Source organism: Rhodococcus sp. NPDC057529, from assembly GCF_042802055.1.
GTDB lineage: Bacteria > Actinomycetota > Actinomycetes > Mycobacteriales > Mycobacteriaceae > Rhodococcus_F.
Genome location: NZ_JBHVEY010000012.1, coordinates 34,672 through 49,379, shown reverse-complemented (window position 1 = coordinate 49,379; position 14,708 = coordinate 34,672). Strand labels below are relative to the sequence as shown.

Annotated in this window: 16 protein-coding genes; 1 reads left to right on the top strand and 15 read right to left on the bottom strand. The window is 66.2% G+C overall.

Annotated elements, in window-relative coordinates:
* Positions 1-37: 37 nt before the first annotated feature.
* From ACFU5V_RS23740 to ACFU5V_RS23690, 11 genes are all read right to left on the bottom strand, one after another.
* The gene (locus ACFU5V_RS23740; RefSeq protein WP_378702393.1) at positions 38-658 is read right to left on the bottom strand and encodes a dihydrofolate reductase family protein; all 621 of its coding nucleotides are present in this window, start codon (positions 656-658) and stop codon (positions 38-40) included.
* A 170-nt stretch (positions 659-828) separates the two neighbouring features.
* Positions 829-1,311 carry a hypothetical protein gene (locus tag ACFU5V_RS23735; RefSeq protein WP_378702391.1) on the bottom strand — a complete coding sequence of 161 codons (483 nt, stop codon included), beginning with the start codon at positions 1,309-1,311 and terminating at the stop codon, positions 829-831.
* Entirely contained in the window at positions 1,311-2,069 is a 759-nt protein-coding gene (locus ACFU5V_RS23730) for a ParA family protein (protein ID WP_378702389.1), read from the bottom strand. The genes ACFU5V_RS23735 and ACFU5V_RS23730 overlap by 1 nt, the downstream gene beginning before the upstream one ends.
* A gap of 172 nt (positions 2,070-2,241) precedes the next feature.
* Entirely contained in the window at positions 2,242-3,033 is a 792-nt protein-coding gene (locus tag ACFU5V_RS23725) for a D-glutamate cyclase family protein (protein WP_378702387.1), read from the bottom strand.
* Entirely contained in the window at positions 3,030-4,349 is a 1,320-nt protein-coding gene (locus ACFU5V_RS23720; protein WP_378702385.1) for an MFS transporter, read from the bottom strand. The genes ACFU5V_RS23725 and ACFU5V_RS23720 overlap by 4 nt, the downstream gene beginning before the upstream one ends.
* Before the next feature lie 140 nt (positions 4,350-4,489).
* Positions 4,490-4,942 (bottom strand): VOC family protein, encoded by a 453-nt coding sequence (locus ACFU5V_RS23715; RefSeq protein WP_276136963.1) that lies wholly within the window; start codon positions 4,940-4,942, stop codon positions 4,490-4,492.
* A gap of 58 nt (positions 4,943-5,000) precedes the next feature.
* Positions 5,001-5,924 carry a biotin-dependent carboxyltransferase family protein gene (locus tag ACFU5V_RS23710; RefSeq protein ID WP_378702383.1) on the bottom strand — a complete coding sequence of 308 codons (924 nt, stop codon included), beginning with the start codon at positions 5,922-5,924 and terminating at the stop codon, positions 5,001-5,003.
* Entirely contained in the window at positions 5,925-6,560 is a 636-nt protein-coding gene (locus ACFU5V_RS23705; RefSeq protein WP_378702381.1) for an allophanate hydrolase subunit 1, read from the bottom strand. It lies immediately after the preceding gene.
* Positions 6,553-7,347 carry a LamB/YcsF family protein gene (locus ACFU5V_RS23700; RefSeq protein ID WP_378431481.1) on the bottom strand — a complete coding sequence of 265 codons (795 nt, stop codon included), beginning with the start codon at positions 7,345-7,347 and terminating at the stop codon, positions 6,553-6,555. Before ACFU5V_RS23700 ends, ACFU5V_RS23705 begins: the two co-directional genes overlap by 8 nt.
* A complete protein-coding gene (locus ACFU5V_RS23695; protein WP_276136959.1) occupies positions 7,347-8,039 on the bottom strand; it encodes a GntR family transcriptional regulator in 693 nt (230 codons plus the stop codon). Before ACFU5V_RS23695 ends, ACFU5V_RS23700 begins: the two co-directional genes overlap by 1 nt.
* A gap of 152 nt (positions 8,040-8,191) precedes the next feature.
* Positions 8,192-8,929: an RraA family protein gene (locus ACFU5V_RS23690; RefSeq protein WP_378431482.1), complete on the bottom strand. Its 738-nt coding sequence runs from the start codon at positions 8,927-8,929 to the stop codon at positions 8,192-8,194.
* A gap of 144 nt (positions 8,930-9,073) precedes the next feature.
* Between ACFU5V_RS23690 and ACFU5V_RS23685 the strand changes: the two genes are divergently transcribed.
* Positions 9,074-9,553 carry an Lrp/AsnC family transcriptional regulator gene (locus ACFU5V_RS23685; protein ID WP_378702379.1) on the top strand — a complete coding sequence of 160 codons (480 nt, stop codon included), beginning with the start codon at positions 9,074-9,076 and terminating at the stop codon, positions 9,551-9,553.
* Between the two features lie 26 nt (positions 9,554-9,579).
* On the opposite strand, the gene leuD is transcribed toward ACFU5V_RS23685, so the two are convergent.
* The 4 genes from leuD to ACFU5V_RS23665 form a co-directional block, all read right to left on the bottom strand.
* A complete protein-coding gene (gene leuD, locus ACFU5V_RS23680; protein WP_378431484.1) occupies positions 9,580-10,179 on the bottom strand; it encodes a 3-isopropylmalate dehydratase small subunit in 600 nt (199 codons plus the stop codon).
* Positions 10,180-10,209: 30 nt separating this feature from the next.
* Entirely contained in the window at positions 10,210-11,610 is a 1,401-nt protein-coding gene (leuC, locus tag ACFU5V_RS23675; protein ID WP_378702378.1) for a 3-isopropylmalate dehydratase large subunit, read from the bottom strand.
* Positions 11,611-11,666: 56 nt separating this feature from the next.
* Positions 11,667-13,016, bottom strand: a complete 1,350-nt coding sequence (locus tag ACFU5V_RS23670; RefSeq protein WP_378702376.1) for a 2-hydroxycarboxylate transporter family protein — start codon at positions 13,014-13,016, stop codon at positions 11,667-11,669.
* Between the two features lie 152 nt (positions 13,017-13,168).
* Entirely contained in the window at positions 13,169-14,392 is a 1,224-nt protein-coding gene (locus ACFU5V_RS23665) for an LAGLIDADG family homing endonuclease (RefSeq protein ID WP_378702374.1), read from the bottom strand.
* Between the last annotated feature and the right edge of the window lie 316 nt (positions 14,393-14,708).

Below are 14,708 nucleotides of genomic sequence, written 5' to 3'. Positions count from 1 at the left end.
TGACCGTGGCCGTGGCGGTGTCTGCGAGCCCGGGACGTCACGCCGTCGCGTACCGGGGGCGGCCGGCCGGCCGGAAGACCTGGATCGTCACGCCCTTCGAGTCGACTCGCGACTCCACCAGCTCGAGTGCAAGGTCCGGTCCGGCCTGCGGGAACAACCGCGCGCCCTGGCCGAGGACCACGGGCACGACGATCAGCGTCATCTCGTCGACCAGATCGTTCTGCAGCAACCACCGGGTCAGGGCGCCGCTGCCGTGCACCTGCAGCTCACCGCCCGGTGTGGCCTTCAGGTCCGCGATGGTGGTGGCGAGGTCGTCGGACAGGACGGTGGTACCCGACCACTCGGGATCGGCGAGCGTGGTCGAAGCCACGTACTTGGGCTGTGCGTTCAATGCCCGCATGACGGGCTCCCAGCCGGGGACGTCCTGCTCCGTCAAGGACCCCCAGGAGCCGGCGAACAGCTCGTAGGTCCGGCGACCGAGCAGGAACGCGTCGGCGCGCTGGTAGGTCTGGTTGATGAACGCGTGGGTCTCGTTGTCGCCCTTGCCCCTGGCCCATCCGCCGCGCTCGAATCCGTTTCTGCGGTCCTCGTCCGACGCGCCGCCGTTGCCCTGCATCACTCCGTCGAGGGTGACCTGGGTCATGGTGGTGAGCTTCATGGTCGCGGTTCCTTTACCTCGGCGCCGCCCCTCGTGGGCGGCCTCACCTCGTCCACGAACGCCACCACCCCGATCGGACACCGCGGCCCCGGAATTTTTCGAAGAATTCTTCCGACACCGGCGCTTCGGGCGCAGGCGTCATCAGCGACCGGGCATTCCGGCGGGACGGCTCAGCGGCGTGGTCTCCGGACGACTTCGGCGTTGCGCTGGGGGAAGGGTTCGCAGTTGTTGTACCTGCGTTCGAGAACGGCGAGGTAGTGGGCGACGGCTTCGTCGACGAGGGCGGACCAACTGTGGGGGGCGCCGGCGATGTGGCCGAGGGCGGCGACGGCGTCCTTACCGTGCTCGACCCTGGCGGTCTCGATGGAGACGGATACCTGCTTCTTGCCTGCGGGGGCCCGTTTCGCGGTCATCTTGTCTTCGCCGAGGGCTCCTACCTGTGCAACGTCCACGCACTGTTCGACGAGGTTCGGCAGCCGCCGCTTACGGCGTTCGAGGGGGTTGCTCGCGGGTGCGGGCTCACGTGTCACGCCAACCAGAAGCTCCTTTCGACGTGTACGCGAGTACGTCCCGTCCGGGTGGGCGCCTGCGCGGGCCTGTTCGCGGCGTTCGAGGGGGTTGCTCGCGAGTCCGGGCTTGCGTGTCGCGGTCATCAGGGCATCCTTTCGACGAGTTCTCGGGCGGCGTCGCGATAGGCGCGTGATGCGGAGGAGGACGGTGCCCACCTGACGACGGGTTCTTCGGCGCTGTAGCTCTCACTGACACGGACGGACTTCGGGATGATGGTGCGCATCGTCTGATCGGGGTAGGTCTCACGGAGCGCGGCGAGGACCTGCTGGTCGATGACCTGGCCGAGTTCGACGCGGCCACACAGAATGTGATTGAGCCGCGCGGTGGGATTGAGTAGCTCGACCTGCTGGGTGATGTAGTTCTCGATGCGCATGAGCGCTTCGAGTTCCATCGCTCCGGTCATGACAGCGGCGAGCACCTCGGTGCAGGCGACGAGTGCGCTGATGGTCAGGTGGTCGAAGTCTCCAGGGCAGTCGAGGAGATTGAAGTCGACATCGGGGGCGTTCGCGAGGGCCTTGCGGAGGATGCCGTGCGCACCGGGCTTCTTGAGGAAGTAGGGTCCGACGGAATCGAGTTCCTTGGTGGCAGGAATGAGGTGAATACCGGACGCGGTGATGGTGGTCGCTTCCTCGATGCTCGCCACCAGCATGAGTACCGACAGGACATCGTTGTCGACCGCTTCCGGCGTGGCACCGAGCCAGGTGGTGGCGTTGCACTGCGGGTCGAGGTCGACGACACGGACGGTGTAGCCGGCTTCGACGAGGGCCTGGGCGAGGTTGACCGCGCTCGTGGTCTTGGTCGAGCCGCCCTTGTGGTTGACCACTGCGATGGTGCGGGTCATGGTGTCCCTTCGGTTAAACATACTGAGGTATCTCAAGATACTTAACTTCGGCGCGACACGCGGACGAGCCGCCGATCTCAGCCGTGTTGCCGGGGACCCGGTCTACGCACCGAATGGTTCGGGCCGGGTGCCGCGGCTGATCATCGCCGGCGCCGCCGGTCCGGCGACGTCCTCAACGACCTCGGGTGAGGGATTCGGATGCGTCGAGCAGTGTGTCGAAGACGAGCATGTGACCGGCGAAATGGGTGATCGCGTAGTCGAGGTGCGCCTCGGGTATGGCGAGTTGCGGTGTCACTCCGCAGGCCCAGAACACCGAGACCGTGTGCTCGCCGACGCCGGGGTAGACCCCGAAGTCGGGTCGAGAGACGTCGGCGATTCCCAGTGCCGAGGGATCGCCGACGTGCACGGGGACGCCGTGGCCGGTCGGATACCGTCCGGTGACCTCGGTTGCCGTGTCGACCAGCGACGTGGGCACGGGGCGCATGCTGACGGCGAGGGGTCCGGCGAAGATCCCGGCAGGCACGGTCCCGCGATCGGTGACGTACACCGGGGGTGCGGCATGGCTGACGGGGATCCCGGCTCGGCGGAGCGGGGCGTCGAAGGTGTGGCTGCATCCGAGAGCGAAGGCGACCGCGTCGTCGCGCCAGTGTTCGGTGAGGTCGGTGGGTTCGGCCACCAGGGTGTTGCGTTCCCAGACCCGGTAGCGCGGGAGCATCGTGCGCACGTCGACCGTGCAGTGGTCGTAGGTCATCCGCGGGTCGCCGGGATTCGTCCTGGCGAGCAGCGGACACACCTCGGGGTTGCGGCGGCAGTACTCCGCGAAGTCGTCGGCGGCGGCGGACGGCACGACGACGAGGTTGGCCTGCTGGTAGTCGTCGAGGATCCCGGCGGTCGGTGCGGTCCACTGCCCCGCCGCGACCAATCGGCGCAGATCCTCCGGGTGCGTCGGCGACGGCCGCGTCATTGCAGTGTCTCCTTGGCTGATTCGCGCACGGTGTGCAGGGTGATCAGGGCGAGCACCACCGCGCCCATCAGCAGGAACCCGGGGGCCAGGAGGTTGTCGGTGCGGGAGATGAGATAGGTGGCCAGGTATGGCGTGAGCCCACCGCCGATGATGGTGCCGATGTTGAAGGCGATCGACAGGCCGGTGTACCGCACGCGGGTGGGGAACTGTTCGGCATACGTCGGGTAGGTCACCGATTGCACGATCGGCATCGGCAGCGCGAGCACCACCATGGCACCCACGGCGAGGGCGAAGCTGCCCTGATCCATCACGACCATGGCCGGCAGGACCAGGATCGCGTAGCCGAGGAAACCGATCGTGATGACCTTCTTGCGGCCGACCCGGTCGGACAGTCCCCCGAAGAACGGCATCAGGATCGCGACGAAGAAACTGATGGCGCCCATGATCCAGAAGGTGTTCGACTTCGGGTACCCGAGGTAGGTGGTCAGGTAGATGTTCATGAAGATCAGGCCGACCCAGTATCCGGTGTTGGATCCGATCGACAGGAAGATGACCTTGAAGACCGCCGCGGTGTGCTCGGTGAGCACCTCCATGAGCGGAGACTTCGCGGGCGCGTGCTGCTGGGTTTCGGCGACGAACGCGTGCGAGTCCTCGAGTTTGCTGCGAGCGATCAACGTGATCGCGATCAGCGGCAGGGCCAGCAGAAATGGTATACGCCAACCGAAGTCGCGGAGTTGATCGTCGGTCAGTGCCGTGGTGGTGATGCCGGCCACGACGGCGGCCGTACCACCGCCGAGGGCGACACCGACCGGGGTGAAGGCGCCGAAGAATCCGCGGCGGCCGGCGGGTGCGGATTCGGACAGATACGTCGCCGACCCGGTGACCTCGCCGCCGGCGAAGAAGCCTTGGGCCAACCGCACGAGCAGCAGCGCGATGGGGGCGGCGATACCGATCGATCCGGCGGTGGGAAGCAGCCCGACGGCGGCGGTCGCCGTTCCCATGCCCACGATGGTCGCGATGAGCACCGGCTTGCGTCCGATCCGGTCGCCGAGGCGGCCCAGGACGATTCCGCCCAGGGGGCGCATGACGAAGGCGCTGCCGAAGACCGCCAACGTGGCCAGGAGCGACGCGGTCGGGTTGTCGTTGGGGAAGAAGAGGGGGCCGATGATGACGGCGAGGTAGCCGTACACGCCGAACTCGTAATACTCGACGGCGGTACCGGCCGCGGCCGCAACGGCGGCGCGGCGGGGTTGCATGGGAGGCGGGGCGGGCAGGTGATCGCCCGTGTGGGGCACGGAGGCAGGTACGGTGGTCATGGCGAACTCCAACGAAGAAGTGGCGGAGGTGCTGCGAGGAGATCCCGATCTCGGGGTCGGAAAACGTGGCACCGCGGCGCTGGGGTGCCCGAGTGGTCATCGGCAGGATGGCAGTCCTGCCGATGACCTGTGTCCGCGGACTAGACGGCGAACAGTTGGTTCAGGTCGGCGAAAGCCTTGAATTCCATTGCGTTTCCGGCGGGGTCGAGGAAGAACATCGTCCACTGTTCGCCCGGCTCGCCCTCGAATCGCACGTAGGGTTCGATCACGAACTCCGTCCCGATGGACGTGAGTTTCTCTGCGAGAACTTTGAACTCGTCGACCGGCAGAACCAGCCCGAAGTGAGGAACGGGAACATTGTGTCCGTCGACCGGGTTCGTCCCGGCCACCCCGTCGCGGGGCGTCGCGCTGGGACCGTCGCCGACCTGATGGGTGACAACCTGGTGTCCGCCGAAATTCCAGTCGATCCACTTGGTGTCGGACCGTCCTTCGGTGAATCCGAGTACACCGCCGTAGAAGTTGCGGGCGGCGTCGATGTCGTCGACGGGAATGGCGAGGTGGAAAGGAACAAGGTTCGTCAGTTGGGCGGTCATGCTTTTCCTCTTCTGTGATTCGTGCAATCGGAGATGGACGGGACGTGCGGGGTTCGGGTCAGTCGTCTCCCCTCGGGAGCGCTGCGAGTCGGATCCGGGTGCCCGGTGCTGCCTGCGCCACGAGGTCGACGTCCCGTTCGATCACCACCCCGATCACCGGGTAGCCCCCGGTCACCGGATGGTCGGCGAGGAACACGATCGGTTCCCCGGACGGTGGGATCTGGATCGCCCCGAGAGCCATGCCTTCGCTCGGCAGATCCACCGAACCGACGGTCAGCGGCGGTCCGGTCAGGCGGGCGCCGACGCGGTCGCAGTCCGCACTCACCGTCCACGTCGTGGCGGTCAGCGCGGCCCGATCCTGTGGCGCGAACAGGCCGTCCCGGGGACCCCACCGGAATCGCACCTCTGCCGACCCGGCCGGAAGCCGGGGCGCAGTCAGCTCGAGCGGAATGTCGTGGGGTACCGGATGACCCGCCCCGAGCGCAAAGGTCGTGCCGGACCGGACCTGCGCCGGACCGACCCCGGACAGGCAATCGGTGGCGGCGGAACCGAAGACCCGATCGGTGTCGATTCCCCCTTCGACCGCGACGTAAGTGCGCAGACCCGTGACGGGACGGCCCAGTGCGAGAATCTGACCGGCCCGCAGCAGGATTCGCCGTCCCTCCGCCGGCGCCCGGCCGTCGACACGGATCTCGACGGTGGCACCGGTGATCGCCACGTACCGGTCGGCGGAGACGGCGATCGCGAGCCCGCCAAAGGTGTTCTCGAGCGCGGCGGCGCCGTCCGCGTTGCCGACGAGGCGGTTCGCCAACGTCAGGCCGGCTCGGTCGGCGGCGCCGGACGCGGTGACCCCGAGGTGCGCGAAGCCGGGCCTGCCCAGATCCTGGAGCGTCGTGCTCAGCCCGGCGTCGATCACCGACACCTGCGCGCGCACCGTGGTGCCGGACGGTAGCCGGACGGGCCGGGTCAGGGTCGAGGTCATCTACTCCACCGCCTCGAAGACAACCCGGTCACCCACGGACAGCCGGCTGGGATTCGCCGCGTCGATGTCCCACAGGACCTCCGACGTCGAGCCGATCAGGTGCCAGCCACCCGGTGTGCCGCCGGGATAGACGACGGTCTGCGTCCCGGCGATGGCGACGAGTCCGGCACCGACGCGTCGGCGCGGCGACGTGCGGCGAGGCAACTCGAGCGCGTCGGGCAGGCCGTCGATGTAGGCGAAACCGGGGGCGAAACCGAAGAATCCCACGCGATGCTCGGCGGAGGTGTGTGCAGCGACAACCGCCGCCGTGGTCAGGTCCAGTCTCCGTGCCACCTCCTCGAGGTCCTCGCCGTCGTAGCGCACCGGGATGACCACCGGTTCGCGTTCGAGGAATGCCGCCGACGCGTCTGCGCCTGCAGTGTCCACGAGGTGACGAACACGGTCGGCGAGCAGCCGCATGTCGGATGAGGTGTTGGCGCGGAACATGATCGAACGCGCGGCAGGGACGACGTCTTCCAGCAGAGCCGACCAGCTCTGGGCACGCGCCGCGGCCACGACACCGGCGATCCGATCGGGTGCGACGTCGAGGATCCAGGCACGATCGCCCGCGCGGAGGAGGTTGCCGGATTCAGTCATGCCGTCCACCCCCGATCCCGGCCAGGTCTACGTCGTTGCGCCCGAGCAGTTCCCGGGTCTGCCGGGCGATGTCGACCGCACCGGGGGTGTCGCTGTGCACGCACATCGCGATCGCCGCCGCGCCGTCCGGCAGCACCGTGGCCGTCCCGCCGTCCACCGCGTCGACCGACCCGGTCACGACCATGTGGACGGCCCGCTTCGCGGCCGCGGACGGGTCGACGACCAGTGCGTCCGGGTGCGAACGCGGCACCAGCAGCCCCTCGTCCGTGTACGACCGATCGATGAACACCTCCGCCTGAGGGGTCAGTCCGGCGGCGAGGGCCGTGTGCCACAGCACCGTGTCGTACTGGCAGAGCACGGGCAGGTCCGGGTCGACCAGCCCGATCGCTTCGGCGATGGCGTGCGCCTGGCCCGGATGCCGTGCGGCCGTGTTGTACAACGCCCCGTGCGCCTTGACGTAGGACACGACCGTCCCGGCGATCCGCGCGAAGGCCTGCAGGGCGCCGATCTGATACACGATGTCGTTGACGAGCGTCGGGGTGGGCACGTCGATGAATCGGCGACCGAAGCCGGCCAAGTCGCGGTACGACACCTGCGCGCCCACCGAAACCCCACGGGCGGCGGCCATCTCACAGGTGCGGCGCAGGATGTCGGGATCACCGGCGTGGAAGCCGCAGGCGATGTTCGCGGCGGTGACCTGATCCATCAGTGGCGCCTCGTCACCGACACCCCAGACGCCGAACCCCTCACCGATGTCGGTGTTGATCGAGACCGTTCGAGTGCCCATCAGCTGCGCTCGGCCCAGTACGTGCGCATGTCCTCGGCCGAGTTCTCCCAGGCGCGGTGCAGACCGGTCTGCCCACCGTCGATGTGCAGGATGATCTGCCGGGCCAACTCCTCGGAATTGCCGTCGGCGAGCGCCTGAACCATCGCCTTGTGCTCGTCCTGGACCCGGTCGTACGCACATGTCCCGTGCACGTAGAACCGGGAGTAGGGCTCGAGCCGGTGATACATCTGGGCGATGATTTCGTAGCGCATCGGCAGGCGCGAGAGCCGGTACATGTCGAGATGGAACGCCAGGTTGGTCCGCGACCACGCGCCGGCGCCGGTGTCGGCCACCTGATCCATCTGCTCGGCCATCGCCTCGAAGCGGCTGATGTCGCGCCGCGAGACTCGCTCGGTGACGTGCTCGGCGAAACTCGGCTCGACCAGGCGGCGCAGGTCGTAGATCTCGTCGATCTCGTCGAGGTCGAGCGCGGTGACGAACGTGCCGCGGCCGGGGACCGTGCGCAGCAGGCCCTCCCCCGCGAGGGTCCGCATGGCTTCGCGCAGCGGAATCCGCGACACCCCGAACCGGTCGGCGAGTTCCTCCTGCACCAAGCGGTGGCCAGGGGGATAGATGCCCTCGACGATGGAGGTTCGGAGCCGGGACGTCAGGTCCCCTTCCGGAGACCCGAACTCGTGTGACGTAGGCGACATATTCACTGTATACAGTGGATCCGGTAGTCCTGTCCAGCCCAATCCGCCCTGGGAGTGGATGTTTTACAGGACCGAAGCACCACGAAACACAGTGATAACCGGATTTGATCCGCGCACTGACGAGGGTCTGCCGGTACACGGGGCTCGTCGGATCAGCGGTCGAACTCTGTCAGGGGGCGCTGGCGCAGCTTGCCCATCAGGTCGTCGATCGAGTCACTGCCCGTCAGGATGCCCAGCAATTCGTGTTCGATCCGATCTGCCTCCACGCAGATCTTCACCACATCGAGAAACGCGCCGGACGGCACGATGCAGATCCCGTCGTCGTCGGCGACGACGACGTCACCGGGGTGCACCAGATTCCCCGCGAGCCGAACCGGTTCGCCGATCGATTCGGTGACGAACCGGAAGCGTGCCGCCCGGGGTACCCGGGCGCTCGACCAGACGGGCAGTCCGCTGTCGGCGATGGACACCGAATCTCGCACCGCCCCTCCCACGATGCATCCGGCGAGGCCCGCGAGTTGCGCCCACCGGGCGGAGATGGCGCCCATCACGGCGGCGTCGGCGGGATCTGGGCAGTCGAACACCGCCACATCTCCCTCCTGCGCGGTCGCGTACAGGTCACGGTCCCCCAGGCGGGCGCCGACGTTCGCGTCTCGGTTTCCGGCCACGTCGCCGGGCAGGCGCCGGTAGCGCAGGGTCACGGCCGGTCCGCAGATCCGCTGCCCGCGTCGCAGCGGGGGCAGAATGTCGGCGCCGATGACCGCACCGCCGCCGAGGTGGTCGAGGGCGTCGGCGACCGCCGAGGACACGTCCGCGACCGCGGACAGGGCGCCGAGCAGGGCTCGACGATCGGCGTCGACGGATGGGCCGGGTAGTGCCGCATGGTGCATGTGATGTCCGTTCGTTCGGTGAGGTGGATGCATTTCTCGTCCGTGTCGAGGGTCTTTGGTATTGGTTTTTGCGAGGATGTTTCTGTTGTGGTCAGCGATCGCTAGCATCTGGTGGCCACACCCGAGCGCTGGAGAGGGTCACCGATGTCGGCGAATTTGGACAAGCTGGATCTCGATTTGTTGAAGCTGATCGTCGAGGAACCCAAGGCCGGGGTCCGGGAGTACGCCCGGCGCCTCAACGTTGCCCGGGGCACCGTGCAGTCGCGGCTCGACAAGTTCTCCCGAGACGGAGTCATCACCAGCTACCGCCCGCAGATGCAACCGACCGCCCTGGGATACTCGATCCTGGCGTTCGTGCATCTCGACATCGCCCAGGCGATGATGAACGCCACCTGTGAGCATCTCGCCACCATCCCCGAGGTCCTCGAGGTCAATTCCGTTGCCGGTCAAGGCGACCTGCTGTGCCGGGTGGTGGCCATCGATCACGAGGACTTCGAGCGCGTGTTGCAGGAGATGATCGCGACCGAAGGGGTGCTGCGCACGAAGTCCGAACTGGTGCTCAGTCGCCGCATCGCCCCGCGCATCGTGCCGTTGCTGGAAAAGAAGCGGGCCGAGACACCCTGAGGCGGTCTCGGCCCGCGGCGTGATCGTCAGAGTACGAGTTGCGTGGTGGCCGGCAGCGCGGCGCGCCGCCGATGTTCGTAGCCGGCGATCGTCTCCGCGTGGGTCAAGGTCAGGTCGATGTGATCGAGTCCTTCGAGCAGCCGCCAGCGGGTGTTGTCGTCGAGTTCGAACGGCGCGATGATCGCGCCGGCGCGCACCTGCCGTTCGACCAGGTCGATGGTGATCTGCCGCCCGGGCTCGGCTTCGAGCACCGACCAGATCTGTTCGACGGTCTCGGTGGGCAGGGTCACGGTGAGCAGACCATTGGTGAGGGCGTTGCCGCGGAAGATGTCCCCGAACCGGGGTGCGATCACCGCCCGGAAGCCGTAGTTCTGCAGCGCCCAAACCGCGTACTCCCTGGACGAGCCTGTACCGAAATCCCGGCCGGCGACCAGGATCGTCGATCCGGCGTAGGCGGGGTCGTTGAGGACGAAGTCGGGTTCTTCACGCCAGTCGTGAAAGAGTTTGTCGGAGAACCCGGTCCGGGAACTGTGTGTGAGGAAGCGGACGGGGATGATCTGGTCGGTGTCGACGTCGGTGCGGCGCAGCGGGGCGGCGACGCCGGTGTGCACTGTGAACGGTTGCACGAGGTCCTCGATTCGCGATCGGTGGGGGAGTCAGTTCAGGTCGGCGGGCGCGGCGAGGTGGCCGGCCACCGCGGTCGCGGCTGCCACGGCGGGGGAGACGATGTGGGTGCGCGAGCCCTTGCCCTGGCGGCCCTCGAAGTTGCGGTTGTTCGTCGACGCGGCACGTTGGCCGGGTGTGAGGCGGTCCTCGTTCAGCGCGGCGCACATCGAGCACCCGGCGAACCGCAGTCCCGCGCCTGCGGCCTCGAACACCTCGTTCAGCCCTTCGTCTATCGCCTGCTGACGCACCTTCATCGACCCGGGCACGATCATCAACTCGACACCGGGGGCGACCGTGCGGCCGTCGAGGACACGCGCCACTTCCCGCAGATCCTCGATTCGGCTGTTGGTGCACGATCCAATGAAGACGACATCGACCGGGAGGCCGCGGACCGGGCGTCCGGGCGTGATGTCCATGTACGCCTGGGCGCGCTCGACGGCGGCCCGCTCGACCGGGTCGGTGAACTGGTCCGGGTGCGGAACCGGATCCCCCAACGGCGCACTCTGCGCGGGTGTGGTGCCCCAGGACACGAACGGGGTCAGCGTGGAGGCGTCGATGACGACTTCCTTGTCGAAGACGGCGTCGTCATCGGTGAACAGGGTGCGCCAGTACGCCACCTCCGCATCCCACGCGTCCCCGGTGGGGGCGGCCGGGCGGCCGCGCAGATACTCGAATGTCTTCTCGTCCGGGGCGATCATTCCGGCGCGCGAGCCGGCTTCGACGGACATGTTGCACACCGTCATCCGGCCCTCCATGGACAACTCTTCGATTGCCCGGCCCCGGTATTCGATGACGTGCCCCTGCCCACCTGCGGTCCCGACGCGGGCGATGATCGCCAGGATCAGATCCTTCGCCGTCACCCCGGGTGGCAGGGATCCGTTCACGGTGACGGCCATGTTCTTCAGCCGCCCCATCGGCAGCGTCTGCGTCGCCAGTACGTGCTCGACCTGACTGGTGCCGATCCCGAACGCCAATGCCCCGAATGCCCCCTGGGTGGCGGTATGCGAGTCGCAGCACACGATGGTCGAACCCGGGTGCGACAGGCCCAGCTCCGGGCCGATGACGTGCACGATGCCCTGATGTTCCTCGCCGAGGCGGAACAGCTCGATTCCGAACTCGGCGCAGTTCTTGCGCATCAGCGAGACCTGCTCGCGGGCCGCCGGATCGGTGATCTCCTTGTCCACCGCCACCGTGGGGGTGTTGTGGTCCTCGGTGCCCAGCGTCAGGTCGGGTCGGCGCACGGTGCGACCGCTGGCCCGGAGACCGTCGAATGCCTGCGGGGTGTTCACCTCGTGCAGCAGATGCATGTCGATGTAGAGCAGGTCCGGTTCACCTTCCTCTCGGCGAACTATGTGTGCGTCCCAAACCTTTTCGGCCAGTGTCTTACCCATGTGTTTCTTTCTCCTCGTCGAATACGTGTGTGCCGAGTGGCGGCCGACCGTCGAAATCAGCCGTAGAAGTAGGCCAGGAAACCGGATGCCGACAGCAGCACCAGGCCGCCACCGAGCCGCGAGGTGATCTGCGCGAACGGCAGCAGGTGCATGCGCCGGGTGGTGCCGAGGGTGGCGATGTCACCCGATCCGCCGAGGTCGGTCATACACAACCCGGCCGTGATCGAGGACTCGACGAAGTACAGCTTCAGCAGCCACCCGACGAATCCGGCGGTCAGTGCGGTGATCAGCACCGTGGCCACCGTGAATGCCAGATACGCAGGCCGGGAGGCAAGTTCGGCGATCTGTTCGATGTCGATGAGGGACACGCCGATACCGACCAGCGCGGCCGGCACCCACAGCTTGACCACGAACTGGTACCACTCGGTGGTCGACTCCTCGACCTCCTGCGGCAGCACACCCGACAACTTGATCGCGGCCGTGAGCAGGATGACCCAGGCGTACAGGTGCACCGCGGGCACAGCAGCCTGCAGCATCGCCCCGACGAGGTAGATCGCCCCGGTCATCAGCAGACCGGTACCGAGGCCGCTGATCGTCAGCGGCCGCTTCTCGGTCACCGCGGCGACCTGATCGGCGGTGGCCTTGATCCGGAGCATCTCACCGTGCCCGTTGAACCCGACGAACAACTTGGTGCGGCGGCGTGTGAGGTTCGCGTACACCGATGCCAGCACGATGCACAGTAGGTTCGCGCAGATGATCGGCGGCACGATTCCGGACATGTACTGCTGGGCGTCGCCGCCGATGGTGTCGGCGTACATCTGCGACAGCGGGATCGCGCCGCCGGAGATGCCACCGGCCATGATCGGGATGGTGACATCGAGGACGGCGTTCCTGAATCCGAAACCGGTGACCGCCGCGAGAGCGCCGATGATGCTGACCACCACGGCGAACGCGACCACGATCACCACACAGAATCGGCCACCGGCCTTGATCAGGAACCGGCGATCCATGCCGAGGATGCTGCCGGCGATGATCGACGCCACGAGGATCTCGACGAAACCGTATCCGGTGAACCAATCCTTGACGATCGCGGTGAAACTGTCCGGGACCAGACCGAAGTACACCGACAGAGCCGGCACGAACACGCACAGCAGCGGGCCGCCGCCGATCGCGGACAGCGCCGGTGTGCGGTCTCCGATCCAGAACAGGCCGCAGCCGATGATCATGGCGATGGCCAGACCACCGAAGATGTTCTCCGGGAGTGTTCCGGTGTAGACGGCACCCAGACCTACCGTGACCAGAACGAGGTACCAAGGCCAGGGAATGGACAGTATCTTCGCTCGTTCCGAGGGCACCGGGCGCGCATCTGCCGACTGCGCGCCGTGCACCGCGTCTTTGATCTTCACGTTCGCCTCCTGCGCGTCGGCTGGGCTGTGCGCCGACCACGATAAGTTCAATGGGAGTGACTCACGTCACTGGCCACAAACCGTAGCCAAACGATTACCGGGATAGCGAACGCCAGCAGAAAATACGTGCCAATGGTCCTGTCATGAGTGGATTACTTCGGCCAGTCTGGACACTTGGCCCGGTTTCGGGCCTGTGGAACGGCACCCTGGTGCCGACCTTGTCGCACAACTACGCCGTCAACGACCAGGTTGTCGGCGCCGAGCACGGGGCAGGTGAACACCTCCTGGGTACCTGCGCTGACGATGTCCACGACCCTGTCCCAGAACACGTCGCTTGTGGCGAGGCCCCTGAGGCCGTCGTCGTCGAGAAACTCGGCGACCTTGGCGAGTCGCGATCGACTTACGGAGTGCTTCCACAGGGTCGATCCGCAGAATTTGATATTCATCGCTGCCGCGAATGCACGAAGTGAGATGCCGTTCGACGCTAAGATCTCGCGAACTCTGAACCAGATCTCTAACGGAATAGTATCGACGTTCACGTTGGGAGCCAACGACAGAAGCTCAGCCAGCACCCTTCGCGCAGCTTCCCCCCTCGCGCCATGCACACCCGCCACGGAGAGAAACTGCGTCTGATTCTGGGAGCCGGCGATGGTCAGATGCCAGCAATCCCGGTAGCCCTTCTTACGGACCCGTTTGATCCGGCCGTGAACGCCGATCCGCAGCAAGAGTATCGCAACATCGTCGACCAGGCGACGGCTCGTCGAGCCGTAATACACGCGGCCCTGATTTCCCTTCTCGTCCCACCGAACTGAGCCGTCCGTAGCCCACAGGTGTCTCAGAAATAGAGCAACCTGATCGTTCCCAGCATCGAATATCACTTTGGGAACGAACTTCTCATAGCTGCGCAACCCGAACAGTCCAAGTTCATCAAGCCAGGCCGCAATGGGATTGCGCTCGCCGTGCCCGAGCCTGTAGGGCGCCGGCAATCGGAGCGTGATGCAGCGCGCAGCAGCGTACTCGTCACGAATCGCGGTGACACCGAAATGGGTGGCCGCCGTTGCCACAGCCGCGAGATTCTCTTCATCGATCGACGCGTAGCGGATCGGCTGGCGCTTAACGCAGGATCCGTCCCCGATCATGTGCGCCAGCAGAATGATTTCAGCATCGGCAAGTCGTGTCCCATGAATCGACTCGGGGATGTATCGCGGAATGGCAAGTCGTTGACCGATCTCCAATTCTCTCAGCGGAATCCAGCCTGTCACAGTTCTGAACTCCTGATCGCGCGACAATTCGATCTGACGACCCGACGCGAGATACACCCGGAAAACGTCGACCATTCCAACAGGAACAACCTTGCCCAGGGGACTGGCGATCATTCGTAGATCTTCACCCAGTGACCACACGCATCGCGGTTCAGCCGAACACGCGATTTCACCCATTTCGGCAGGCGCTCCAGTGTCTGCGCGCAATACGCGTGCTGACGAAGGTATGCCTGAAGCCAACCTCGAAGAGGTTAGACAATCCAGATTGGCTTCGGATGCGCCGCCTGCAGTCGATCCCGTTTCCCCACCCATGACCACTCCCCCTGTTGCCGGTTCCTCCCCCCGAGCAAGTGTATCTATAATTGTTGTGGCGCAACGTGTTTTGGTAGATCGAGCGGTAGATCGACATCGATAATCATCTATTACCCAT